We start from the raw sequence: 26946 nt of genomic DNA on the forward strand, positions 1-26946 counted from the left end.
CATGTTTATCCTACCGCCTCGAAGAGAAGATAGAAGTTATCCTCGATGGGTTAAGTTGAAACCCAAGAAGTACGCAACAAATAGGAAAAATGCCAGTCAGCTTAACTGACTGGCATTACTCAATAAGAGCCCTTTCTAATAGTTTTCAAAGTAGATGGACGAAATTCAAGGAGAACACACCGGATTTGCGCGCATAAAAAAGCTCCCATCAAGGAGCTTCTATCACGATTTTCAAACTGAATTGTCTCTAGTTCAAGGAAAAGGCGCGCAGTTTACAACTGTAAATAAGCACCTATTAAACGCAAAAAGGGCTCAATGAGAGCCCTTTCTAATAGTTTTCAAAGTAGCTGGACGAAATTCAAGGAGAACACACGGAGTTTGCGCTAGCAAATGAGTATGTTCGACACAGAAGTTCGTTCATTCTACGACGAAAAATTAAGCGTAAACCGGTAGACGCTTACAGATTTCTAGCACTTTCGCTTTTGTCGCTTCAATAACATCATCGTTACCGATGTTATCTAGAACGTCTGCCATCCAGTTCGCTAGCTCTTTCGCGTCTTCTGTTGTGAAGCCACGACGAGTGATCGCTGGTGTACCTACACGGATGCCTGAAGTAACGAATGGGCTACGTGGATCGTTTGGTACTGAGTTCTTGTTCACTGTGATGTTTGCTGCGCCTAGCGCTGCATCTGCATCTTTACCTGTGATGTCTTTGTCGATCAGGTCAACTAGGAACAGGTGGTTCTCTGTTGAGTTTGATACGATTTTGTAACCACGCTCTTGGAATTGAGCAACCATCGCTTTTGCGTTGTCTACTACGCGTTGCTGATACGCTTTGAACTCTGGTTCCATTGCTTCTTTGAACGCTACAGCTTTACCTGCGATAACGTGCATTAGTGGGCCACCTTGGCCACCTGGGAATACTGCAGAGTTCAGTTTTTTGTACATGTCTTCGCCTGCGTTTGACAGGATTAGACCACCACGTGGACCCGCTAGTGTTTTGTGCGTAGTAGTTGTAACTACGTGAGCGTGTGGTACTGGTGTTGGGTAAACACCCGCTGCGATAAGACCAGCAACGTGAGCCATATCTACAAAGAAGTAAGCGCCTACTTTGTCTGCGATTTCACGCATACGAGCCCAGTCTACGATTTGCGAGTAAGCAGAGAAACCACCGATGATCATCTTAGGCTTGTGTTCAACCGCTAGTTGCTCCATCTCGTCGTAGTTAATTTGGCCAGCTTCATCGATACCGTAAGGGATAACGTTGTAGTGCTTACCAGAGAAGTTTACTGGTGAACCGTGAGTTAGGTGACCACCGTGCGCTAGGCTCATACCTAGAACTGTGTCGCCTGGGTTTAGTAGCGCCATGTACACTGCGCTGTTTGCTTGAGAGCCAGAGTGAGGCTGTACGTTCGCGTATTCACAACCGAATAGCTCGCAAGCACGATCAATTGCAAGAGCTTCTGCTTTATCAACGTACTCACAACCACCGTAGTAACGCTTGCCTGGGTAACCTTCAGCGTATTTGTTAGTTAGCTGAGAACCTTGAGCTTCCATTACACGTGGGCTTGTGTAGTTTTCTGAAGCGATAAGTTCGATGTGTTCTTCCTGGCGAAGAGTTTCTTCTTGGATAGCTGCGAACAGTTCCGCATCGTAATCTGCGATGTTCATATCACGCTTAAGCATCTGTATCTCCTGACTCAGATTTTGACTGAAAGTTACAAAAAACCGGTTAACGACCCCGACGCAAACGTTTTCGTCACCCTAATGGCGCGCATTTTACATAATTTGATCTAGGTCATAAAGAGAAAATTTCATTTTTCTCATGCAGTTTTTTCATACTGGTTTACAAGGTTTGTCATGTTGACCCCTATCTCATTGCAAAATGAGGAAAAGTGTCAAATTTATCCTTTACACCCCGTAAAACGATAATTACATAGGTTTACCTTAAATTTCGCTCTCAAGCTACCGAAAACCTCATCTTTTACATACTATGCTCGCCATTCGTTCAACCTTTAATTGCTCATTGATGGAAAAACACTCACGTAAAGAAGATTGGATCGCGATACTGACTGGCACTTTCTTAGTCGCACAAGGTATTTTCTTTCTTCAATCCGCCACACTGCTGACTGGCGGAACAACAGGTTTAGCGCTTTTAGTTAGCCAGTTTGCAACTTGGTCTTTTGGCACGCTCTATTTTATTGCGAACTGTCCATTCTACCTGTTGGCTTGGAAACGTTTTGGCGCACGCTTCGCATTTAACAGTGCTCTTTCTGGCGCTGTGGTATCGATTTTGGCCGATCACCTCTACTTGGTCATTAGCCTTGATAAAATCAACCAAGCCTACTGCGCAGTCGCTGGGGGATTATTGATGGGCTTAGGTATGCTCATTCTATTCCGTCATCGCTCTAGTCTTGGTGGCTTTAATGTTCTATGCCTTTACATCCAAGACAAATTTGGCATCTCTGTTGGTAAAACTCAGCTTGCGATTGATTGCGCGATTCTGATTGCTTCATTCTTCTTTGTTGATACTGCAACCATCATGTACTCAGTTCTGGGTGCGGTGGCACTCAACTTGGTATTGGCAATGAACCACAAACCTCAACGTTATACGGTGAGTTACAGTTAGAACGCAAACTACAAAAACAAAGGTTTTTGTTGACGAGACCAAAGCCTTTTTCTTTACTCAAAAGTAATAGGGGTTACTTTTTTATCAGGAGAATTCGCGTCTCGTAAGGTTTTAAGTTGATGCGATTACCTTCAACATCTAATGAATGTGAGTAATTGCTTAGCAAGCATTCTGATGTTTCAAACACTATACCTTCAGGTATTTGACAACAAGCATCTTGAGGGTAGTAATTACTTACACACAATAATTGATGGACAGCATCTTCACGTAAGTAAGCCCAACATTGTTGATGCTCTGGAAGCAAATCTTGATAGCTGCCGTTAGTGATAACAGGCAAATGCTTACGTAATTCAATCAAGGCTTTATAGAAGTAAAATACCGAGTCCCCATCTTCTACTGCCGCTTTCGCATTCACTTGCGGATAGTTCTTAGCGACTTCTAACCAAGGTTTACCCTGAGTGAAACCTGCATTTTCTGAATCATCCCACTGCATTGGCGCACGCGAGTTGTCACGAGATTTCTGCGCGAGAATCGCCATCATATCCTCATGACTAATACCTTGCTGATTCACCATGATGTCGTACATATTGGTACTTTCCACATCTCTATATTGGGCAATATCGGTATAGGCTGGGTTGGTCATGCCGATCTCTTCACCTTGGTAGATGTATGGTGTGCCCTGCATCATATGCAGTGATGCTGCCAGCATTTTGGCTGACTCAACACGGTAAGTTGTATCATCACCTAAACGGCTTACCACGCGTGGCTGATCATGGTTACACCAAAATAGTGCCCCCCAACCTTGGCCATTAAGCCCTGTCTGCCAGTGATTGAAGATTTGCTTAAGTTGAATGAAATCAAATGGCGCTTTGCTCCATTTCTCGCCATTTGGATAATCGACTTTAAGATGATGAAAGTTAAAGACCATAGATAGCTCTTTGCCATCTTGTGATGAGTATTGCTGGCAATGTTCTAAGGTAGTTGAAGACATCTCACCCACAGTCACACTGCCGTATTTTTGAAATACTGCTTCACTAATCTCTTGTAAATATTCATGCACACGCGGGCCGTCAGTGTAAAAACGTCGACCATCCCCCATGTCATCATTAGTGAAGTCTTGCTGCTTCGAGATAAGGTTAATCACATCTAAGCGAAAACCATCAACGCCTTTTTCAGCCCAATAGCTAATGACCTGTTTAACCTCTTCGCGCACCGCTGGATTTTCCCAATTGAGATCAGCTTGCTCAGTGGCAAATAAATGCAGGTAGTATTGATTGGTCGCTTGATCTAGTTGCCACGCACTACCACCAAACTTTGATTGCCAGTTATTAGGTACATCGCCATCGACAGGATCTTTCCAAATGTAGTAATCACGATACGGGCTTTGTTTATCGCCTAAAGCAGACTGAAACCATTGATGATGGGTCGAGGTGTGGTTTACGACGATATCCATAATAATGCGAATACCACGCTGGTGCGCCTCGGCTAGCAGTCGGTCGAAGTCGTCCATGGTGCCAAACTCCGGATTTATCGCGTAGTAATCAGAGATATCGTAGCCATTGTCTACCATTGGTGATTGGTAAACCGGCGTTAACCAGATAGCATCAATACCCAAGCGTTTTAAGTAATCAAGCTTAGAGATAATGCCTTTAATGTCTCCGGTGCCTTGACTGCCGCTGTCACAAAAGCTTTTCGGATAAATTTGATAGATAGACGCTGTTTTCCACCAGTTAGCATCTTGATTGAGTGCTGTCATCGCAAAACTCACTTACCAATAAAATGAAGATAAATAGACCATGCACAACATGGTAAAAGAAGAGAATAAAGCGAGGAGTCAACCTCGCTTAAGTCGGTTTAAGCTGTCGCGGTTTCAAGCTCACCTTTGGCTTGAGCGCGCTTATAAAGAAATAGAGTCAACGTAACAGGAACGGTAACCGCTACCAGCATCGCAATGGCAAACACGCCCCAGTATTGTGGTTGAATAGATAGAATACCCGGCAGGCCACCCACACCGATGCCGTTGGCCATCACCCCAGCCATACCACAAATAGCAGCTGCAATTGCAGAGCCGATCATGGCGCTCAGCATTGGGAACTTGTATTTCAAGTTAATACCGTACATCGCAGGCTCTGTCACACCAAGGTAGGCAGAAATAGCCGCGGGTACCGAAATATCACGCTCACCATGCTTCTTACTAATAATGATGATGCCTACGACTGCTGATGCTTGGGCAATATTAGAAAGTGCAATCAATGGCCAAATCGGCGTACCACCAAGGTCTTGCATCAATTGTAGGTCTACCGCGTTGGTAGTGTGGTGAATACCAGTAATCACAAGTGGGGCGTATAAGAAGCCGAAGATCATAGAACCAATCACGGCAAAATTCCCCGTCATGGCAGCTTTAGCCGCAAATGCCACACCATCACCCAACATACGACCGAATGGGCCAATCAGCGAGTGCGCTAACACAACCGAGAGAATGATAGAAACGAAAGGCACTACCACTAGGTATAGGTATGAAGGGATAATGCGTTTCAAATTGGTCTCAATAAAGGCTAACGCCACACCCGCCAACATGGCTGGGATCACTTGGGCCTGGTAACCAACTTTCTCAATCACAAACAAGCCAAAGTCCCAAACTTCTGGCACCTGTTTACCAATCAAGTAAGCGTTCATTAACTGTGGTGAGACTAAGGTGACACCTAGAGTGATACCAAGAATTGGCGTACCACCGAGCTTTTTCACTGTCGACCAACACACGCCAACCGGTAGGAAGAAGAAGATCGCTTCACCAATCAACCATAAGAAGCTATGAACCGTCGCCCAAAACTGACTGATTTCAGTAAGAGATTGGCCATCAAACATCTTGATATCGCCAATGACGTTACGGAAGCCAAGGATCAGACCACCAGTGATAATCGCAGGCAGCAGCGGCACAAAAATTTCAGCAAGATGGGAAATACCGCGCTCTAAGATGTTCATGTTTTGGCGAGCGGCGAGCTTAGCTTCATCTTTTGAAGCTGCTTGCTTGCCCGTTAAGGAGATCAAAACTTTGTAGACCTCATCAACTTCAGTGCCGATCACGACTTGGAATTGACCCGCATTAGTAAAACAGCCTTTAACTAGGCTTAATGCTTCTAGCCCTTTCTCATTCGCTTTATCTGTATCGTTTAATACAAAACGCAAACGCGTTAGACAGTGACTCACACTGGCAATATTTTCAGATCCACCGACGAGTTCGATCAGACGCGCCACATCTTGTTTAGCAATCTTACTCATAACCTTGTCCACCCTATTGGAAATTCAGTTTATACTTTCTTTAAATTGGGAATGTTCCCATTTATTGTTCATTATATTGGCAGAATCTATTTAACTCGAAAATGGGAACAGTCCCATTAATTGAGAATGATCACAGTATAATTTTAAACCAATTGAAAAAGAGTCACTTAATTTTGAACAGGGTCTTGGGTGAGATGAGTTAGCTCTAACTCTCCGTTTATATGAGAGATCAGAAGGTTAGCCGCTTTTACCCCGGCCTCAGCGTAGCCAGGATCAATACTGAATACATTCGGAAATAAGAAAGAAAGCAGCTCACTGCCGCCAACGCCAGTCACCACCACATCTTCACGAGAGAGTTCTTGCAGCCTCTTGATCACACCTAGCGCAAGGCTATCGCTGGCGCACACTATCGCTTGAGTTTGTACGCTCAGCACTTGTTCGACGAGTTGGTAAGCGCTTTCATGATTGAGGTCACCGGTTTGATAATTGCTCGCGATACCTTGCTGCGCACACCAAGATTGATAAGCCTCTAAACGCAGCTTACCTGTGGTTTTATCGCTTGGGTCAACGCCGATGTAACTGATATTACGCGCACCTTGCTGATACAAATACTGCAAGGCCTGAGTAATTACGCCGCTGTTGTCGTAATTAATAGAAGAGACTTGCTGAGTATCCATCGCAATAACGACCGCTTTACCTTGCCACGCCTCTAGCTTGTCCAAGTCAAAATCGCTAAAACCAAACACGATAACGCCATCCACGTTGCGTCTTTTTAATACTTGCAGATGCTCATTGGTTTTTTCGCGGTCAAATTGGCTTTCCATGATCACCGCATCATAGCCGGCTTGATACAAGGCTTGCAGCATACTACCAACAGCTTTGTTTTCAGACGGAGAATCAAGGCGCGAAATGATCACCCCTACTACCTTCTGACTACCACCGCGCATCGATTGAGCGGACTTAGACGGCACATAACCAGACTCTTCAATCACTTGGAGAACCTTTTCACGAGTTTCAGGCTTAACCTTAGGATCGTTAGTCAACACGCGAGACACGGTCGACTTACCGACTCCCGACAAGCGCGCGATATCAAGAATGGTAAGTTTTTTGCTCATACAACAAGAATTCAATAGATAAAAGGAAAGTGCCTACAGGGCATTACCACATAAGATGCCCCAAGGTTAGGTGACTAACATTATTGCGTTTTACAGTTTTTGTAAATCTCTCGCCCTAATTCTAAGCGGGCGTACTCGCCTTTCGTGTACAACGTCACAGGCTGAATGTTGGATTGGGAATTTTGTGGTAATGAGTAACGCGTCCCCGAACCAGAAGGAACTTGCACTAAAGCGAAGTCGGCTTGATCGATTCTAAGTAATGCGCCTTGCTCTTCTATCAAGTAGGCCACATCAAAGGTTAAGTCTGAGTCACATTGGTAGTGATAGAGTTCTTCGCTATTCACCTTTGCCATATCGTCCTGAGATTGACCACTAGAACAAGCAAACAAGAAAGCGCTACTCAAAAGGGTTAAGCCGATTTTAATCATTGTCCCTGCCATAAAATAGTTACCTCCTATAGAAATAAAGGCCGCTGATAAGCGACCTTTACAGGGTAGACTATTTTTTTAGATAGGCTGGTACATCTCTGAGACTATCGAGCACAGTTGTGGCTACCGCCTCACCTCGCTCTGTAACAGGCTTACCAGTGCGCACCAAGATCTTAGTGCCGACACCAGCAGCGTCAGCGGCCATCATATCTTCAGGCTTATCACCAACCATGACTGAATTGGCCATATCTATTTTTAGAAAATCACGCGCTGAAATAAACATACCAGGCTTTGGCTTGCGACACTCACAATCTTCTTTGTACTTGCCGATACCATGCTCACTATGATGCGGACAGTAATAGATGCCATCAAGCTCTACACCGTTATCAACGAAGTTCCAATCCATCCACTGAGTGAGGGATAAGAATCGATCTTCACTGAATTTACCGCGTGCAATGCCCGATTGGTTAGTCACTAACACAAGTAAATAACCCATCTCTTTAAGTTGCTTAGTCGCTTCAAACACACCTTCGATAAATTCAAAGTCGTGCTCGTCGTGTACATAGCCGTGGTCGACATTAATCACGCCATCGCGATCTAGAAAGACTGCTGGTTTCGCCAAAATTTGGTTCTCGTTTTTAATCTAATACCCGAGAATTATTGCATGCTTTATTTCTTTCATCACTATCTAATTACCTAATCGTTTGCTTAAAACAACCATTTAGACGTCTAGACGTAAAAATATCTATTGACACAAAACCAACAAAGCCATAGCATCTTCTACTAAATGAGATGTAGCTCAACATATTCTTCTGTTCCGAACCCGAGCAAAAAGTAGGTTTCTCAATGATTAGCATTAACCAAGTCAACAAGGTGTTCTACCAAGGCAAGAAAGAAATTCCTGCCCTAAAAGACATCAATCTTCATATTCCGCAAGGTAATATCTTCGGTGTTATCGGCTCATCAGGTGCGGGTAAAAGTACCCTGATTCGCTGTGTGAATATGCTAGAAGCGCCAACAAGCGGTGAGATCATTGTTGATGGTGTTGACCTAACTAAGCTAACTAAATCTCAGCTAAGCGAAGCACGCCGTAACATCGGCATGATTTTCCAGCACTTTAACCTACTGTCTTCTCGCACTGTGTTTGGTAACGTTGCCTTACCTCTAGAGCTTGCAGGAAAAGAGCAAAGCCAAATCACAGCAAAAGTAACTGAGCTATTAAAGCTCGTAGGCTTAGAAGATAAGTATGAGACTTACCCTGCTAACCTTAGTGGTGGCCAAAAGCAGCGTGTGGCAATTGCACGCGCATTGGCATCTGATCCAAAAGTATTGCTATGTGACGAAGCCACCAGCGCACTGGATCCTGCCACCACACAGTCGATTCTTGAGCTACTAAAAGAGATTAACCGCAAACTCAACATTACGATTCTTATCATCACTCACGAAATGGATGTAGTAAAAAGTATCTGTCACGAAGTGGCGATCATTGGTGGTGGTGAACTGGTCGAGAAAGGCACGGTCGGTGAAATTTTCGCTCACCCGAAAACAGAACTCGCTCATCAGTTCATTCGCTCAACACTCGATCTATCTATTCCAGAAGATTACCAAGCTCGTCTACAAGAAACACGAGTAGAGGGCAGCTACCCATTAGTTCGTTTAGAGTTCACTGGCGCGACCGTTGATGCGCCATTAATGACTCAAATCGCACGCAAATTTAACATCGATGTCAGCATTTTAAGTTCAGATCTTGATTACGCTGGCGGCGTTAAGTTCGGCATGATGGTCGCTGAACTGTTTGGTTCAGAACAAGATGACAACAACGCAATTGAATTCCTACGTGACAACAAAGTAAAAGTTGAGGTACTTGGCTATGTCCTTTAATACGATTTCAGAATGGCTAAGCCTGAACAGTAAACTGCTTTTAGGCGCGACATGGGAAACGCTATACATGGTTGCCGTTGCCGGTATCGTTGGCTTTGCCGTTGGTATTCCACTGGGCGTGATTCTTCATACCACTAAGAAAGGCGGTTTGCTTGAAAACACCAAGTTAAATGGTGTGCTCGGCGCTATCGTTAACGTTGGTCGCTCAGTGCCTTTCCTAGTTTTGATGGTGGCGATTATTCCGGTCACTAAACTACTTGTTGGCACCTTTATCGGCACTACCGCAGCAATCGTACCGCTGACTATTGGCGCTATTCCATTTGTCGCGCGTCTGATTGAAGGTGCATTGTTAGAAGTACCGACTGGCTTGGTAGAAGCAGCGCAATCTATGGGCGCAACACCAATGCAGATCATTACTAAAGTATTGCTACCAGAAGCAATGCCAACCATCGTTAACTCAGTAACAATCACACTGGTTACGCTAGTGAGTTACTCAGCAATGGCAGGTACTGTAGGTGGCGGCGGTTTAGGTGACGTTGCCATTCGTTATGGCTTCCACCGTTATGATGTTGTAATCATGGCCGTGACAGTAGTGATGCTTATTGTGTTAGTACAAATTATTCAATCTATCGGTGATGCGATTGTTCGCCGCGTAGACCACAGATAACCCAATTTTAAAACAAAGACTTAAAAAAGAATTTTAAGATTTATACAAGGAGATAGTCATGAAATTTAATCTTAAAGGTTTACTTACCATCGCAGCAGCGGCCTCTGCCCTTATTCTTTCTGGTTGCGGTGAGAAAGCAGCTGACACTAGTAAGATCAAAGTAGGCGTAATGGCAGGTGCTGAAGCACAAGTAGCTGAAGTAGCGGCTAAAGTAGCAAAAGAAAAGTACAACCTAGATGTTGAGCTAGTAACTTTCACTGACTATGTAACACCAAACGCAGCTCTGGATGATGGCTCAATCGACATCAACGCATTCCAACACAAACCATACCTAGATCAGCAAGTTGCTGACCGTGGTTACAAGCTAGTGATCGCTGGTAACACGTTTGTTTACCCAATCGCAGGTTACTCTAAGCAAGTAAAATCAGTGGATGAAATCCAAGAAGGCGCGCGCATTGCCGTACCAAACGATCCAACTAACCTTGGTCGTTCTCTACTTCTTCTTGAGCAACAAGGCCTAATCACACTGCGTGAAGGTGCTGGTCTGCTAGCGACAGTTCGCGACATCGTAGAAAACCCGAAAGGCATCACTATCGTTGAACTAGATGCTGCGCAACTACCTCGTTCTCTTGATGACGTAGCGCTATCAGTAATCAACACTACTTACGCAAGCTCTATCAACCTTACTCCACAAAAAGATGGCGTATTCGTTGAAGACAAAGAATCTCCATACGTAAACCTAGTTGTTGCTCGTGAAGACAATGCAGCAGCAGAAAACGTCGTGAACTTTGTAAAAGCGTACCAAACTGAAGAAGTTTACTCAGCAGCATCTGACATCTTCCAAGGTGGCGTTGTTAAAGGTTGGTAATCACTTTTACTGCACCAAAAAAACTCAAAGGCTAGCTTCGGCTAGCCTTTTTCATATCTGCTTTTTCCAATCTAATGCGAGCTATTTCACAGCTATCAACATTTCACATTGTGTTAGAGCTAACTCAAACCCGCATAACTTTAACTTCTTTATATTGAATATAAGAAGGACACGTAATGCAAAAACGTACACTTGGAAACTCGCAACTCAAGATATCTACACTGGGATTAGGAAGTTGGGCTATTGGAGGAGATATAGGCGATTGGGGATGGGGTACTCAATCGACACGGGAATCCATAAAAGTCATTCATGCAGCACTAGACCAAGGGATTAACTGGATCGATACCGCACCTGCTTATGGCTTAGGCAATGCCGAAAAAGTTATCGCTAAAGCGCTTCATCAAACGCATTACACACCATTTATCTTTACTAAATGTGGTTTTCGCTGGAATGATGGTGAATCAGAGTTACAACCTTGCCTCACCAAGCAATCGATACTACAAGAAGTAGACAGCAGTCTTAGCCGCCTTAATATTGAATGCATCGACTTGTACCAGATTCATTCGCCAAATCCATCAGCTCAACTTGAAGAGTCATGGCAAACACTAGCAGATTTGCAACAAGCAGGAAAAGTAAGACATATTGGCGTGTCCAACTTTTCGCAACCGCAGTTGCAGCGAGTACAAGAAATAGCTCCTATCACCTCACTACAGCCCCCCTACTCCCTACTCAACCGTAGCATAGAGCAAGACGTACTGCCTTGGTGTACAGAGAACAATATTGGAGTCATTCACCATTCGGCGATGAGCCACGGACTCTTAACAGGAACATGGAGCATAGAAAGACTGAACCACTTAGATAAACGAGATTGGCGACATAAAAGTAATCAATTCCAGCAACCAGAGTTCGATCGGATTGTGGAGGCAGTAACTAAGTTAAAGGACTTAGCAAACAGCAAGCAATGTCAAACCGCGCAATTAAGTTTAGCGTGGACACTAGCTCATCCCGCCACAACAGGTACAATTATCGGAGCACGAACAGAAAAACAGCTCAACCAATTATTGCCAGCTACAGAGGTAGATATAACTAACCAAGAAATGACCATCATTGAACAGCTATTTCAGCAGTGAATCAAAATCTATAGTAAGTTTTGATAGTGCTCAATTTTCCAATCAATATGATTTAAGCATTCATCGATCTCTGTGCGACTGCTCTCTAAACGTTGTTTATGTTCTGTTAGTATTTTCAGCAAATACTGTGGCTGCTTATCATCAGACACTACACGCTTAGCATAGGCTTGGATGTCTTTTAATGGCATCCCTGTCATCTTCAAGCATTGGATAAACTTGAGCCAATGGACATCTTGTTCGCGATAATACCTATGACCGAATTCATCTCTTGGCACCGCCCAAATCAGCCCCTGCCGTTCATAGTAACGTAATGTATGTTGGCTTAATCCCGTATCCTCTGCAACTTGCTGAATTCGCATTCCTTTACCTCGACTAATTCACTAATAGTCAAAAATATCAACTCACCTCACGTTGTTCCTCGTATTTCGCTCATACAAAAGTGTACATGCGACACATCAGACATAAAAAAAGGGTTAGCAGATTGCTAACCCTTTCTCATCAATACGATTTAATTAAGCAGCTACTTGCTCAGCTGCTGTCGCTGCAGGCTTTTTCTCACCGATAGGAAGAATAGTGCGGCCGTACTCATTGTTTAGCACTTGAGCCATAGCGAAGTAGATTGCGCTCGCGCCACAGAAGATACCTTCAAAACCAGCGATAGTACCGATCAGTTCGCTACCAGTGAAATCACGAGCTGCAAGTAGGAAGAATAGAATGGTTAGTGAACCGAATACTACTTGCTTCGCTACTGGGTAGCATAGTGAGCCAATGAACATGAAACCAGTGAAGATACCCCAAAGTGTTAGGTACCAGCCCATGAAGCTATGTGGGCTTGCTGGAAGGCCCATGTATGGCATTACGATTAGACCAACAAGCGTTAGCCAGAATAGACCGTAAGAAGTAAATGCAGTGGTACCGAACGTGTCACCACGCTTAAAGCACATCATGCCAACAAGAACTTGGCTAAGACCACCGTAGAAAATACCCATTGCTAGGATCATAGAATCAATAGGGAAAAAACCTGCATTGTGGATGTTTAGCAGGATGGTTGTCATACCGAAACCCATAAGGCCTAGCGGCGCTGGGTTAGCCAGTTTAGTCGACATTGGCGTGTACCTTTTCAAAAAAGTTGATAAAAATTACGCGCGAATTTTAAAGGGCAATCCTACAAACACAATAAGCCTTACGCGCAATCTTAGATTGCACAAAACAGCAATTAGTTGATTTATCTGGTCAAACACCATTCACTAAATATAAAGACGAGAAAAAGCCTGCAAATAGGCATAAACACACAGTTGCAGGCTTAAAAACAGCTAAAATTAGATTTCAGCTAAAAACACTTTATTGAGCGGGTACTGCAGAGATAAATTTCCACGGGTCGCCTTTGGTAGGATCATCACCTTGTGTCCACCATTTCGCTTCATAAATCGCGTTTTGATGAGTAACCTGATCACCGGTGTTGTATACCTTATTTACGTCCCACGCAGGTGCTGTACCCGGTGGATCAACTGGTGGTGGAGCAAGGTTATCGACAACACGCACTTCTGGCCAACTGGCATGCGATTGATAGAAATTGGTGACACATTTCTCGTAATCCCCTTCTACCAATGCAGAGTAAGCCGTTTGGAAGCCCACTAGTTCACATTCAAATGAGTAACCTTCAGGGCGGTCAGCATAGTATTTCCAGTTACCATCCCAGTTGGTGTAAAGCACATCGGTAGCGCCATCTAAGTTCAAACTTGCGTAAGGAGTTTGCTGCCAACAGGTGTTAACTTCATCCGCTTCAATAGGGATCTGGTAATGCGCTGATAAGCCTTCCCAATATTTAATTCGGTTGACTGGTTGACCTTTGTTTTTGTTTTGTTCACCACACTCAATACCACCATTGATGATATTAATCGTGGTACCAAAGCCGTAGCCAATGCCTGCATCGATTTCACGTTGTGAAGGCACCCAAGTGCGATCAATCACGTGCAGCATTGCTGGCTTAGGCGCTTGCGGTGTTAAGAAGAACCAAATCGCTGAGGCTAAGTTCAACCATGAATCTGCCACGAGCGCAGGATTATTTAACAATACCGTCGCATCGCCATCGTACATCGCTTCAGAAAATGCGCCGTAATTAAAGTGGTAAGAAAGCTGTTTAGCGCCACGACCGAAGTAACCTTGCCCTGGAGAACATGGCCACTTGCGGTTTTGCCAATCATTCTGACCACAACCTGTGGTGTATCCTTCTTGCCCTTCTGACCACCCCATTTCACGCACATGCACTAATGCTTGCTGCCACTCTTCAAGGCCTAGTGGGTTATCCCAATAGTTATCCTTCGCGATGTGGCCGCCCGTTTCTTGAGCGAAGTGCGCAAACGCAGTAATGATGGATTTTTTACAGATCGCATCGGAGTCTCGACCATCGGTATAAGTGGCACAAAACGCTGGGAACTTACCAATCGCACGTAAGAATTTAGTGTAGGTGTATTCAGGCGCCGCCATTTGCGTTAAGTAATCCCACTCCGCGAGAGGGAAAACTAACTCTGCGCGTTTTACGTTCTCTGGGTTGGTGGCAAGGCCCGGCTCTATCGCCTCGACGACCGTGTTGCTTGCTGTGCGAAGTGCATCAGCCCAAACTGCATACATAGGGTCGGAGGTTTTACTGGCTTCCATCGCTTGGATATCCGCGCGATCCATCACGTAGCCAGTTGGGTTTTGAGGGTCAGGTTGAATGTTAGGGCTAGCCCAGACACTTGATGCACTGGCCACGGCGATAGCCGCTGCAATGCTAGTTATTGTTTTCATGTTGTTGGAGTCCTCTAATTAATATTAACGTCCAACGAAAGCATAGAAAAACGAGGATAATTTGGTGTCAAAAGCCCTTAGGCACATAATAATCTTGCGATAAGACTATAGAAATTTTCCATTGATAGACAGCACAATTAAGATGACATATTGATTGCGCTCCCAAAACTGAATGGCTTACCGTATGAACAAAAACGCGTAGCCGATCTTTAGGCTACGCGTTACAGATAAGGGCACTAAATTGCGTATTTATACGTTGGCTTTATACAGCTTTTGCCCTACTTGAGTTTTGGTCATCAGTAGGTAAAAACTTATCTGAACCGTCAGTGCCGCAAGCAGTGTCAAAGGGGATTCAGACAAGCCTGCCACAACAAAACTGATCAACGCTATTGCACCATTTACTAACGCATAAGGAAGCTGCGTTCTAAAGTGCTCGTACTGCTCACAAGCGGCGCCGGTCGATGACAAAATGGTCGTTTCTGAAATTGGTGAACAATGGTCACCAAACAGACCGCCAGACAGTACCGCACCAATGCACACCAATAATGGCGCATCAATCGCCACGCCAGTTGGAATCACCAGCGGCATCATGATGGCAAAGGTTCCCCATGATGAGCCCGTTGCGAATGAAATGATCCCGGCCAACAAAAATGCCATCGCTGGTAATAACCAACTAGGGAATCCAGCTTGCGCTTGCTCTGCAATATAAGCCGCTGCTCCTAACTCCTTGCCAACCGAGCTCAGCGCCCATGCTAGAACGAGAATGACCGCTACAGACATCATTCCCGACATACCTTTTAAGTAAACTTGAATGCTATCGGCGATTTTCCTTACCCCGTAGAACGCCATTAAGCTAATCAAAGTAAAGGCCGCAAATAAATATGCCGTAGAGAGCGCAGCACGGAACGTTGAACCTGCAACCTTTTGGAACGGGAAGCCCAGCGGTACAAGCATTGAACACAGAACAATTAACATCACTAGCAGCGGAGCCCAAACAAAGGATGCTTTCGCATTTTTATGCGAGAACGCCTGATGCTGTTCAGTGCCAATTGGTTGGCTAATAACCCCCTGCTTAGCTTCTTGCTCAGCCTTTGCCATCGGACCAAAATCACACTTAAAAATAGAGATGATTGGCACAATTGCGATCGCTAGAAATGCGTAAAACTGATAAGGAATCGCACCAATAAAAGCATCCCAATCACTCATGCCAACATCAAGCTGAGAGAACTCCTTTTGGATTAATCCCATGATGTATACCCCCCAACCGATGAAAGGTATCAAAATAGCCACCGGTGACGAGGTAGAGTCGATAATAAACGCAAGTTTCTGACGAGAGATTTTCAGCTTATCAAACAACGGCCTAAACACAGGACCTACGATCAGCGGAGTACCTAAGTCGGAGAAAAATATAACAATACCACCAAACCAAGCTGAGATTTGAGCCTGACACTTACTTGCAACCAGCTTAGTAACGCGCTCAGCAAACGCGACACCACCACCTGATTTTTCCATTAGCGCCACAAAGCCGCCAATGAAGACTAATAGCAGAATAACCCCCGCGTTATAGCTATCTGTCAATTGAGGTAATAAGTAACCTTTCATCAGAGCACCAAATGAATCTAATGGGCCAGATTCAACAAAAGTGCCTTCTAGCATGGCCACACCACTGACCACACCAGCAAACAAACCCACGACTACATTTCGAGTCGTCAGAGCTAAGGCTAAAGTTATTAAAATGGGAATAAGAGAGGTAAATTCAGCCTGTTCCATAGCAAACACCAATTAAAATATTTAAACAACAAAAATGAATATACATGCAAAATATCGTGTTGTATATGCATTCTAATAAAAAAGTTTAGATCAGTATCTCGTGGACATTGGACACAAAAAAACCAGCCCGAAGGCTGGTTATACTATTTTAAGCTTTACGTATAATACTCCAACTAATTCCCAAAATAGTTGGAGTTGCAACTAGGCGACAACGTTGCTACTTCAAATATGAAGGGAATATTATTCCCATTCAATTGTTGCTGGTGGCTTACCTGAAATATCGTAAACCACGCGAGATATGCCATCTACTTCATTGATAATACGGTTAGAAACCTTACCTAGGAAGTCGTATGGTAGATGCGCCCAGTGAGCAGTCATAAAGTCGATAGTTTCTACCGCACGTAGCGATACAACCCAATCGTACTTACGGCCATCGCCCATTACGCCAACAGAGCGTACTGGTAGGAATACCGTGAATGCCTGAGATACTTTGTGGTAAAGGTCTGCTGCATGTAGCTCTTCAATGAAGATAGCATCAGCACGACGTAGTAGATCACAGTACTCTTTCTTGATTTCACCAAGAACACGAACACCTAGACCAGGCCCTGGGAATGGGTGACGGTAAAGCATGTTGTAAGGAAGACCAAGCTCTAGACCAATCTTACGAACTTCATCTTTGAATAGCTCGCGTAGCGGCTCAACAAGACCCATTTCCATATCATCAGGAAGACCACCAACGTTGTGGTGAGATTTGATGACGTGTGCTTTACCCGTCTTAGATGCTGCTGACTCAATAACATCTGGGTAGATAGTACCCTGCGCTAGCCATTTCGCATTCTTAAGCTTCTTAGACTCTTCATCGAAAATATCGACGAATACGTGACCGATGATCTTACGCTTAGCCTCAGGATCATTCTCGCCTTTTAGCGCTTCTAGGAAACGGTCTTCAGCGTTAACGTGGATGATGTTTAGGCCAAACTTGTTGCCGAACATATCCATAACCTGCTCAGCTTCGTTTAGACGTAGCAGGCCGTTATCAACGAATACACATGTTAGTTTGTCACCGATCGCACGGTGCGCAAGCATCGCGACTACTGATGAGTCAACACCACCAGATAGGCCAAGAATAACCTCGTCGTCGCCTACTTGCTCTTTAATACGAGCAACCGCATCTTCAATGATAGATGCTGAAGTCCATAGACCTTCACAGCCACAAACGTTAAGAACGAAGTTCTCAAGCATCTTTAGGCCGTTCTTAGTGTGCGTTACTTCTGGGTGGAACTGAACACCGTAGTATTTCTTCTCTTCGTTCGCCATTGCTGCAAATGGACAAGTGTCTGTTTCACCTGTTTTAACGAAGTTAGCTGGAATCTCTACAACCTTGTCACCGTGGCTCATCCAAACATCTTGTGATGCTTCTAGGCCTGCGAAAAGTGCTGATTCACCAGAGATTTGTACTGCTGCATAGCCAAACTCACGCTCAGTAGAGGTTGCTACTTTACCGCCAAGTTGTTCAGCCATCGTCTGCATGCCGTAACAGATACCAAATACAGGTACACCTGAATCAAATACGTATTGAGGAGCACGAGGAGAGTTCTCTTCCGTTACGCTTTCAGGGCCGCCAGATAGGATGATGCCATCTGGATTGAATTCACGAATATCCGCTTCTTCTACATCCCAGCTCCATAGTTCACAGTAAACACCGATTTCACGAATACGGCGTGCAACAAGTTGAGTGTACTGAGAACCGAAGTCCAAGATCAGAATACGTTGGTCATGGATATTTTTAGTCATTTTGAGCCGTCTTTATAAGCTAAGAAATATGATCGGGGGCGAGTTTACCCGCCCCACAGAAATGCTTCAAGAAAAAAGCAAACGTTTACGTCAGATTAATACTAATCGCGTTGCGATTAGCCTAGACGGTAGTTTGGTGCTTCTTTAGTGATCTGAACGTCGTGTACGTGAGACTCTTTCATACCTGCACCAGAGATACGAACGAACTCTGCTTTAGTACGCATGTCTTCTACCGTCGCTGAGCCAGTTAGACCCATGCTTGAACGTAAACCACCCATTTGTTGGTGAACGATCTCTTTTAGACGACCTTTGTACGCGATACGACCTTCGATACCTTCTGGTACTAGCTTGTCCGCTGCGTTGTCTGATTGGAAGTAACGGTCAGAAGAACCTTGAGACATTGCGCCTAGAGAGCCCATGCCACGGTATGCTTTGTATGAACGGCCGTTGTATAGAATCACTTCGCCTGGCGCTTCTTCAGTACCAGCGAACATTGAACCAACCATTACACATGATGCGCCAGCAACGATTGCTTTACAGATATCGCCAGAGAAGCGGATACCGCCATCAGCAATAACTGGAATGCCGTATTCATTCGCTACTTCAGCAGCATCTGCGATTGCCGTTACTTGAGGAACACCAACACCAGTGACGATACGTGTTGTACAGATTGAACCAGGACCAATACCTACTTTCACTGCGCTTACGCCAGCTTCGATAAGAGCTTTAGCGCCTGCACCTGTTGCCACGTTACCACCGATGATGTCTAGATCTGGGTACGCTTCACGAGTTTCACGGATACGGTTTAGAACACCTTCTGAGTGACCGTGTGAAGAGTCGATAAGTAGAACGTCAACGCCCGCTTCAACTAGCGCTTTAACACGCTCTTCGTTACCGGCACCTGCACCTACCGCAGCACCAACACGTAGACGACCTTGCGCATCTTTACATGCGTTTGGTTTACGTTCTGCTTTGTGGAAGTCTTTCGCAGTGATCATACCAGTCAGTTGGAAGTCGTCGTTTACTACTAGAACTTTCTCAACACGTGCGCTGTGCATTTTCTCTTGAACTTCTTCACGAGATGCACCTTCTTTAACAGAAGCTAGGCGCTCTTTCGGCGTCATTACTACGTTTACTTTTTTGCTTAGGTCTGTCACGAAGCGAACGTCACGGCCAGTGATGATACCGACTAGCTCATTGCTTTCAGTCACAACAGGGAAACCCGCAAAACCGTGCTTTTTAGTTAGCTCAACCACATCTGCAATCGTTGCATCAGGGTGAACCGTTACCGGATTTGTCACAACACCAGCTTCAAAGATCTTCACTTGGTGAACCATCTCTGCTTGCTGCTCAATAGACATGTTCTTGTGGATAAAGCCAATGCCCCCCTCTTGGGCTAGCGCAATCGCTAGACGAGCTTCAGTCACGGTGTCCATAGACGCCGAGATCATAGGGATGTTTAGGGCGATGTTCTTGGTTAGCTGAGTGCGAAGGTCAGCTGTGTTTGGGAGAACGGTGGAGTGTGCTGGCACAAGTAATACGTCGTCGAATGTCAGCGCTTCTTTGGCAATTCTTAGCATTTGCAATATCTCACAATTAGAGGAGTAAAAAGAACAATCCAATCTCATCGTTTCGCATAATGAGGGTAACCAAAGTTAGGAAATCAGTTACATTTGGATTAGATATTGCGGAGGGATTATACGTTCAACGTAATCGCTTGACCACCAATTTTTTTAATTTTTTTCTTGCATTTACCCCCTTGCTATGTATTATATTGCCGCTAATTTCCATACTCACGCCTTCGAGATTAGCTGTGTCATCTCTGACCTATTCCCACACCAGTAGTAATAGCAACACGAACATCTTCACGGTCTCTCGTCTCAATGCCGAAGTACGTCTTCTGTTAGAAAACGAAATGGGCATTGTGTGGCTGATTGGCGAAATCTCCAACTTCTCTGCGCCGGTTTCCGGTCACTGGTATCTCACCCTTAAAGACTCTCGCGCCCAAGTAAAATGCGCCATGTTCCGTGGTAATAATCGTCGCGTTACCTTTAAGCCACAAAACGGCAATCAAGTATTAGTTAAAGCTCGCCTTTCTCTGTATGAGCCGCGTGGTGATTACCAACTAATTATCGAAAGCATGCAGCCAGAAGGTGATGGCCGACTTCAACAGCAATTCGATGAGCTAAAAATGAAGTTAGCTGGCGAAGGCTTGTTTGCCCAAACCAACAAGCAGCCTTTACCTGAGCACCCAAAGTGTGTGGGTGTAATTACCTCCAAAACGGGCGCAGCTCTGTTTGATATTCTTGATGTGCTTAAACGCCGAGACCCTTCCCTACCTGTGGTGGTGTATCCAACTATGGTACAGGGTGAAGAAGCAGCTATTCAAATCGCTCAAGCGATTGGCCGCGCAAATAGCCGTAACGAGTGTGATGTACTGATTGTCGGCCGTGGTGGTGGTTCACTGGAAGATCTTTGGTGCTTTAACAACGAGATCGTAGCGCGCACAATTGCCGCTAGCCAGATCCCGATTATCAGTGCCGTTGGCCACGAAATTGATGTCACTATTGCTGACTTCGTTGCTGATATGCGTGCGCCGACCCCATCTGCTGCCGCCGAATTGGTGAGCAGAGATAATAGCCATAAAGCGCAAGGTCTATCGACTCGGCAGCAAAAACTCGCCAGCGCAGTAAAACATTACTTTACCGAGCAAAAGCAGCAGCTAACTCAGTTGCAGCATCGCTTAGAGCGCCAGCATCCTAAACAGCAACTAGAGCGCCAAAGCCAACAGTTAGATGATTTAGATGGCCGCTTAAAACGTGCGATGGCGATGCTAATAAGCCGCCACCAGCAGAAAGTGGAACGTCAACTACATCGCCTGCAACTTAACTCCCCAGCTAAGCGCTTAAGCGCCCAGCAAACTCAGCTAGCACGAGCTGAGCAGAAACTGCTGGATGCAATGGATAGAAAACTGCTGCAAACTGGCCATCAATTGGCTTTAGCGGCAGAAAAGCTTGATACAGTAAGCCCACTTGCAACTCTAAAACGTGGTTACTCGATCACTCAGAACCAAGATGGCCAAGTCATTCAAGCTGCGAGTGATGTAAAAACGGGCGACACACTGGTCACCCGTTTAGCCGAAGGCGAAGTTCGTTCTACGGTTAATTAGCCGCCAACTCCTTCACTATTTGTCCACTATCTAGAAAATCCATTAAGAATCTAACTTGTGAAACTCAAAGCGAACACGTGATTTTGATTTGAGTTCATTACAGCTATTACAGAAGTAGTTTGCTGCGCCACAAGCCTGAAGCTTCTCTAACTCTGCCTCACAATCAGGACAAAATCCTACTTTCTTAAAACTCACATCACATTGAGTGCATTGATAGTGGCCTTGCCAGTCCAGCTCACTGTCACATGTTGGGCATTGATTCTGATTCATACTTTGCCTTTTCTATATTCAAATCTGCTACTCGCATCATTGTTGCGTGTTTTCAGCAGATGTCTATTGATCTTAGTCACTTCACATATCTTCTCGGCATTCGTTGACCATGAGCACTTTTTGGACAACCATGATCTTTATAAGATCATCTGCTAAATCCACTTTGATCAGCGATCTGCCTCTAAAAGAATATTTATATCACCACACACCGAAAGCATAAGTTACATGTGCTGCATTTGGATTTTTAAAAGAATTAAACTCTAATAATGATTTAAAAATGCAATATTTTAGAATTTAGTAAAAAGATCGCTAACCTGCCACAAATCCAATTACATCGGTCTGCATTTCAATGTTCTGTGCGTCCAACTGGCGCAAGTTAACTTTCAATACGGGTAGCTCTTTTAATGAGGATATATGGCTCCCACCGCAAGGAATGACGGCCTCTACACCTTCTTTTAGGTCACAGTGCCAGTAGCGTGAATCCGTTAAATACGGGCCATGACATTTCATTTCAACGACACTTGAAAGCTCTAGCCAAGAAGCAAGTTGTTGATTCACCAGCTGTTCAATCTTGGCTAAGTCATTCAGCATTTCTGCGCTGTTTAAGCCACGTTTACGGAGTGTTTTACCTAATCGGTAAGTATCTAAGCACTTATCTTCGGTAACGAAGCTGGTCTCTTGGGCATAACTGTTAAAGTCGTAATGGCCATGAGGGTCTTTACGATCAGCATCTTTACGCCAATATCCCTCTGTCGCTAATACTTTGTTTAACGCTAAGAAAGCCAAGTGCCCTGCGCTATGACCACGGCTCAACGCTTGTTGATGTGCTTTATCGACCGTAAGTTCAACCTTACAGCCCAGCTCGAAGCTCGCTACATCAGCATCAATTGCGTGCGCGACAACAAACACCCAACCTTCGGTATCTCGTTTTACGGGAATATCTTTGTCCACGTATAACTTTCCACTAGCAAGTTCTACCGCGCCAACTCGGCAGTCAGTCACATCATAACTTTGCCCATTGATGGTTAGGCTTCCTTTATCTGCCGGATGATCTGGCCAAATGTGGCTGACAGGATGAAAGGGAGTTTGCTCTGTCACTATATACAGATGCTTTTTGTCTTGCTGAGCGAGCAAAAGTGATGAGGTAAGTTGCCATGTTTGATGACAAAACTGAGTAATAGTAGGAGTGATTTGCGACATAGAAATAGCTCTTTATCAAGTGAGCGACAGACCAACCTAAGCAGCGAACTTAAGACGTGCTTATAACGGTCGAAACAAAAAAGCGCCTATCAAATAGGCGCTTACAGTATACTGGTTTTTTTATTGGGATCGCATTTACGATCGACAGAATTTACACCAAAGCGTCGATTTTAGGCAGCAGATCCGCCACTTGTTCATCAAACCATTGGCGATCTTTTTCGCTCAATTTTTCTAAGGCTTGCTCGACACGGTATTCATCCGCTTTGCCGTGGCCAAAGGTAGAGTTAATGGTTTTCGCCACAATCAGATCCCAAACTAAAGATTCAAGATCGTGCCCTAGCCTTTTAGCGTGATGAGGCATCTCATGAATCGCAATATAGTGCCCATTTAGCGCTGAACGGCGCATGACAGTAAAGGCATTCGCTTTCTCTTTATCTGACGCAGTATCGCTCGTGAGCAGGTTGTGACCGTATTGGTACTCGATTTCAGATTGCTGCTCTTGGGTAATAGGATGAGAAGACTTAAATCGCGTTACCATTATCTCGACTTCTTTTTTCTCATCACCGCGTAATTGCTCGATTACTCGTTGATAATGGCTGATGACGTCAGGGTCTTTGGTCATTGCCGCTAATTGATAATGCATGGCCGCTTTTTGTAGATTAACTTCAACGCCTAGCCCACGTTCGTGCATTTTGCCTAATGCCGTCAAAGCTTGGGTTTGCCACTGTTTAGAGTATGTCTCTAGCGTTTGTTTTGCCTCTAACAAATCGGCATCGTTTTGTGGATGCTCAATTGAGAACTCAGCCACTTTTATCGCGATATACTCGTTAATGTCTTCCGCTTCACCCGCTTTAGTAAACCAATAATGAGCTTTGTCGATATCTTGCGTCAGCTCTTCACCGGTTAGGTAACGTTCTGCGAGTTCAGCATAAGTAAACTGATCATCTTCTTCGCGCGCTATTTCAATCAGTAACTGCTCAGCCTGCAGGATATCTTGCTCACCACCGAGACCAAATAGCGCCATTTTTGCGTAGCGCTCTTTAGCTGAACTGTCACCACCTAACATCGCTTTTTTAAACGCTTGGCGAGCCTTAACCGCTAGTTCTGACTGCTTGTCATCACTTTCCCAATCAAGTTGGTCATAATAATAATCTGCATATTCAGACAGTGCTTTAGGCTCATTACTCTCTACTGCAATCGATAGCCATTGAAACTGCTTCTCTTTATGGTTTTCAATGCTAGGGCGTAGGCTATAAAAGTTAGCTAGGTTAAGTTGCGCATCAATATTGCCCTTTTGCGCATCTAAGCTTAGGATTTGCAGCAGTTTATCGTCTGCCCCTTCCCAAACTTCTCCATTGGGTAGGCGGCCATCTTGGAGCAATAAGATATAGCCGCTGCGGAAATCTTCATTAAGATCGGCAGCACGACTGTACCAATAAGCAGGGGTGAGTTTTTCATCCGATTGCTGATCTTTATTCACCACCTGACACAATTCAGCCAACATCACAGCGGCCTCAAAGTTCCCTTCTTCAACCTGTTGTTCCAATATCGCCAGCGCTTCTTCACCTTTACCTTGGTTAATCAAATTGACCGCGGTTTTCATTGGTGTTCTTGATTTAATGCTGACAACGATGAACACGGTGACGACAACGATACCGAGTACCACAAAAAATAGGCCTGTAGATTCCATAGCTCTCTCTAATTCAACTAAATAATGGCATGGGGAAATTGTTGATTGAAACGCCTAAACTCTATTTGAGACAACCAACTGACGATGTAATGAATAGAAACTCATTGGGCGCAAGTGTCTGACTTTTATTTATAAAACTCAATAAAAACAATCCGTAAACGATACTTGCACGCCATAATTTGACTCTCTAGACAATAAAAAAGCCACTTAGTAAAACTAAATGGCTCTCTGCTAAATCATGGTCGATGTACTATTTCTTTGGCATCTCTAATTGCATTTCAGGGATGGCTGCACGCTTGGCTTTCACTTTACGCACCACAAACCAAATCAATAAACCGATAACAATGGCTGACACATTGCCTATAGCAATAATCATCATGCTACGCTTACGTTTGGCTTCACGCTCTTGCTTGATGCGGATCTCTTCCAATCGCTTGAGCTGTTTCAAACGTTCTTGCTCTTGCAAGCGTCTGGTTTCTTCCAGATCAATATCGTCTACTACGCTGTAAGTATGTTCTGTCAGCGGGAAGATGAGTTCACGGTTAGACCCCATTTCAGTGGCAAAAACTTTACCCGTCCAAGAGTAGTTACCCAGTTCACCACTGTATGGGATGGTCAACGTCACTTTTTGATCTTCTTCAGAAGCCGCCGCACCTTCAACACTAACCGTAACATTGCTGGCATCAGTATGTTCAATATGAGCGGCAATAGAACCAGGTGCAATCATCCCCTGCTCACCGGAGAAAATCACTTCATGAGGTTTGCCTTCATCGCGAGATTGAATAAACGACGTTTGTACAGGCGTTGGGTAAACCAACACTTCTTGTTCTTGCGCTCTTAAAAATACGCCGTTGCCCGAAGTAATTCGGACTCGATACTTACCCGGCTGAGAGGTGATCGGCAAAGAGACAGTAAATACGCCATCGCCCGCTTTTTCATCCAGCCCTAAGCCGTCGTCGGCGAACTCACCAATTTCAATCGGTACTGGGCGCGCTTCTTTGATTAAAGTTTCTTCGTTCTCAACATATTTGGTAAAAGTAACTTTAAGCTTAACTCTGTCTAAAAAATCGCGCAGAACTAAAGGTTCATCATTTGAGGTTAAGCGCGCGGTAAACTTAATGTCTTCACCAAGAAATAGTCGATTCGGTAATTGATCAGCCGTTAGCTTAAGATGGGAAATCAGTTTGATCTTATTTTTTGGCGTCACCTTGCCAATCGCCTGCCACGGCCCTGCCATCGGCTTATCAATCGAAACGATATCCATCGCCGACTCTTGATACCAACGCACATTATCTGGGCTACGGTGAGCGTAATATTTTTTACCATCAGGACGAACCAAGACTACTGGCTTAGAAGCTTCTGAACGATAAATTACAAAGGTAATTTGTTGAATGCTAGGATCGACACGAAAGCGATTGTCGAGCAGAGACATTGAGGAACTCTGGGCTGCATAACCCAGTGAACTGACTAAAAGCCCTATCAGGGCAAACCAAATCCTCAACATCTTGTCTCCTATTGACGCCAGAGGCAGCTTCCGCTTTTCTCGACGATATCTAAACGGCTATTGTGCGCTTCTATTTCATCGGCGCTTGCACGTAAAACCTTTAGCGCTTTTCGTTGGCTGGATACTCGTTTTATTGACTCTCCTCCCACTCCTTCGCTATTTTCACCCGCATTGAACTGCAATGATGTTTGTCCACCCGTCATTAATAAGTAGACGTCAGCGAGGATCTCCGCATCGAGCAATGCCCCGTGGAGAGTACGGTGCGAGTTATCAATACCGTATCGATCACACAACACATCAAGGTTGTTTCGCTTGCCCGGGAAGATTTTCTTCGCCATGGCAAGGGTATCGGTCACTTTACAGAAGTCGTCAGTTTTGCCAATTGAGGGGTCTAACTTCTCAAACTCATAATCCATAAAGCCCACATCGAAGGGAGCATTATGGGCAACTAACTCAGCACCTTGAATAAATTCTAAAAACTCGCGATGCACGTCACGATATTCTGGTTTATCAACCAAGAACTCGTCGGTGATACCGTGAACTTCTATCGCATCCGGTTGAATTTCGCGATCGGGCTTAATATAGACATGGAAATGACGCCCAGTCAGCTTACGGTTGACGATCTCAACCGCACCGATTTCGACGATGCGATGGCCAAGGTAGTGCGGGCCACCCTCTTGGTTCATACCTGTGGTTTCTGTATCGAGAACCACAATACGATGCTGATTAGAATTGTTACTGGTATTCATTGCAAACTATGTG

At 44.7% G+C, this 26946-nt stretch carries 22 protein-coding genes and 1 pseudogene; 6 read left to right on the top strand and 17 right to left on the bottom strand.

Going from position 1 to position 26946, the window contains the following annotated elements:
• Positions 1 to 435: 435 nt before the first annotated feature.
• Complete coding sequence (glyA, locus tag MU515_RS14430; protein ID WP_260261124.1) at positions 436 to 1686, bottom strand: serine hydroxymethyltransferase; 1251 nt, start codon at positions 1684 to 1686, stop codon at positions 436 to 438.
• Between the two features lie 343 nt (positions 1687 to 2029).
• Between glyA and MU515_RS14435 the strand changes: the two genes are divergently transcribed.
• Positions 2030 to 2629, top strand: a complete 600-nt coding sequence (locus MU515_RS14435) for a DUF6198 family protein (RefSeq protein WP_260261125.1) — start codon at positions 2030 to 2032, stop codon at positions 2627 to 2629.
• Between the two features lie 73 nt (positions 2630 to 2702).
• Here MU515_RS14435 and treC read toward each other — a convergent pair whose 3' ends face one another.
• The 5 genes from treC to gmhB form a co-directional block, all read right to left on the bottom strand.
• The gene (gene treC, locus MU515_RS14440) at positions 2703 to 4385 is read right to left on the bottom strand and encodes an alpha,alpha-phosphotrehalase (RefSeq protein ID WP_260261126.1); all 1683 of its coding nucleotides are present in this window, start codon (positions 4383 to 4385) and stop codon (positions 2703 to 2705) included.
• Between the two features lie 98 nt (positions 4386 to 4483).
• A complete protein-coding gene (gene treB, locus MU515_RS14445) occupies positions 4484 to 5908 on the bottom strand; it encodes a PTS trehalose transporter subunit IIBC (RefSeq protein ID WP_260261127.1) in 1425 nt (474 codons plus the stop codon).
• Positions 5909 to 6075: 167 nt separating this feature from the next.
• On the bottom strand, positions 6076 to 7023 hold the full coding sequence (gene treR, locus MU515_RS14450) for a trehalose operon repressor TreR (protein ID WP_260261128.1): 948 nt from the start codon (positions 7021 to 7023) through the stop codon (positions 6076 to 6078).
• Positions 7024 to 7103: 80 nt separating this feature from the next.
• Positions 7104 to 7463 carry an MliC family protein gene (locus MU515_RS14455; RefSeq protein WP_260261129.1) on the bottom strand — a complete coding sequence of 120 codons (360 nt, stop codon included), beginning with the start codon at positions 7461 to 7463 and terminating at the stop codon, positions 7104 to 7106.
• Between the two features lie 58 nt (positions 7464 to 7521).
• A complete protein-coding gene (gmhB, locus tag MU515_RS14460) occupies positions 7522 to 8073 on the bottom strand; it encodes a D-glycero-beta-D-manno-heptose 1,7-bisphosphate 7-phosphatase (RefSeq protein WP_260261130.1) in 552 nt (183 codons plus the stop codon).
• A gap of 224 nt (positions 8074 to 8297) precedes the next feature.
• Here gmhB and metN point away from each other — a divergent pair, with 224 nt between their 5' ends.
• The 4 genes from metN to MU515_RS14480 all read left to right on the top strand — a co-directional run bounded on the left by metN (position 8298) and on the right by MU515_RS14480 (position 11997).
• Positions 8298 to 9332, top strand: coding sequence for a methionine ABC transporter ATP-binding protein MetN (metN, locus tag MU515_RS14465; RefSeq protein WP_260261131.1), 1035 nt, complete (start codon positions 8298 to 8300; stop codon positions 9330 to 9332).
• On the top strand, positions 9322 to 9999 hold the full coding sequence (locus tag MU515_RS14470) for a methionine ABC transporter permease (protein WP_260261132.1): 678 nt from the start codon (positions 9322 to 9324) through the stop codon (positions 9997 to 9999). Before metN ends, MU515_RS14470 begins: the two co-directional genes overlap by 11 nt.
• A gap of 58 nt (positions 10000 to 10057) precedes the next feature.
• A complete protein-coding gene (locus MU515_RS14475; RefSeq protein ID WP_260261133.1) occupies positions 10058 to 10867 on the top strand; it encodes a MetQ/NlpA family lipoprotein in 810 nt (269 codons plus the stop codon).
• 176 nt (positions 10868 to 11043) lie between these two features.
• Positions 11044 to 11997, top strand: a complete 954-nt coding sequence (locus MU515_RS14480) for an aldo/keto reductase (protein ID WP_260261134.1) — start codon at positions 11044 to 11046, stop codon at positions 11995 to 11997.
• Positions 11998 to 12005: 8 nt separating this feature from the next.
• On the opposite strand, the gene MU515_RS14485 is transcribed toward MU515_RS14480, so the two are convergent.
• From MU515_RS14485 to guaB, 6 genes and pseudogenes are all read right to left on the bottom strand, one after another.
• A complete protein-coding gene (locus tag MU515_RS14485) occupies positions 12006 to 12356 on the bottom strand; it encodes a MerR family transcriptional regulator (RefSeq protein ID WP_260261135.1) in 351 nt (116 codons plus the stop codon).
• Positions 12357 to 12509: 153 nt separating this feature from the next.
• On the bottom strand, positions 12510 to 13103 hold the full coding sequence (locus MU515_RS14490; protein ID WP_260261136.1) for an acetate uptake transporter: 594 nt from the start codon (positions 13101 to 13103) through the stop codon (positions 12510 to 12512).
• A 238-nt stretch (positions 13104 to 13341) separates the two neighbouring features.
• Positions 13342 to 14787, bottom strand: a pseudogene (locus tag MU515_RS14495) (chitinase); the annotation flags it as partial.
• Positions 14788 to 15036: 249 nt separating this feature from the next.
• Positions 15037 to 16557, bottom strand: a complete 1521-nt coding sequence (locus MU515_RS14500) for a Na+/H+ antiporter NhaC family protein (protein WP_260261138.1) — start codon at positions 16555 to 16557, stop codon at positions 15037 to 15039.
• A gap of 240 nt (positions 16558 to 16797) precedes the next feature.
• Entirely contained in the window at positions 16798 to 18351 is a 1554-nt protein-coding gene (guaA, locus tag MU515_RS14505) for a glutamine-hydrolyzing GMP synthase (protein WP_260261139.1), read from the bottom strand.
• 116 nt (positions 18352 to 18467) lie between these two features.
• Positions 18468 to 19931, bottom strand: coding sequence for an IMP dehydrogenase (guaB, locus tag MU515_RS14510; protein WP_260261140.1), 1464 nt, complete (start codon positions 19929 to 19931; stop codon positions 18468 to 18470).
• A 233-nt stretch (positions 19932 to 20164) separates the two neighbouring features.
• Between guaB and xseA the strand changes: the two genes are divergently transcribed.
• Entirely contained in the window at positions 20165 to 21520 is a 1356-nt protein-coding gene (gene xseA / locus MU515_RS14515; RefSeq protein WP_432816155.1) for an exodeoxyribonuclease VII large subunit, read from the top strand.
• A 42-nt stretch (positions 21521 to 21562) separates the two neighbouring features.
• Here xseA and MU515_RS14520 read toward each other — a convergent pair whose 3' ends face one another.
• The 5 genes from MU515_RS14520 to dnaQ form a co-directional block, all read right to left on the bottom strand.
• Positions 21563 to 21790, bottom strand: coding sequence for a zinc ribbon domain-containing protein (locus tag MU515_RS14520; RefSeq protein ID WP_260261142.1), 228 nt, complete (start codon positions 21788 to 21790; stop codon positions 21563 to 21565).
• A gap of 309 nt (positions 21791 to 22099) precedes the next feature.
• Entirely contained in the window at positions 22100 to 22990 is an 891-nt protein-coding gene (locus MU515_RS14525) for an alanyl-tRNA editing protein (RefSeq protein ID WP_260261143.1), read from the bottom strand.
• Between the two features lie 151 nt (positions 22991 to 23141).
• Entirely contained in the window at positions 23142 to 24680 is a 1539-nt protein-coding gene (locus tag MU515_RS14530; protein ID WP_260261144.1) for a tetratricopeptide repeat protein, read from the bottom strand.
• A gap of 250 nt (positions 24681 to 24930) precedes the next feature.
• Positions 24931 to 26184, bottom strand: coding sequence for a TIGR03503 family protein (locus tag MU515_RS14535; protein ID WP_260261145.1), 1254 nt, complete (start codon positions 26182 to 26184; stop codon positions 24931 to 24933).
• Between the two features lie 8 nt (positions 26185 to 26192).
• Entirely contained in the window at positions 26193 to 26933 is a 741-nt protein-coding gene (dnaQ, locus tag MU515_RS14540) for a DNA polymerase III subunit epsilon (RefSeq protein WP_260261146.1), read from the bottom strand.
• Positions 26934 to 26946 lie beyond the last annotated feature (13 nt).

It is taken from the genome of Vibrio intestinalis (assembly GCF_025195085.2).
Taxonomy (GTDB): Bacteria; Pseudomonadota; Gammaproteobacteria; order Enterobacterales; family Vibrionaceae; genus Vibrio; species Vibrio intestinalis.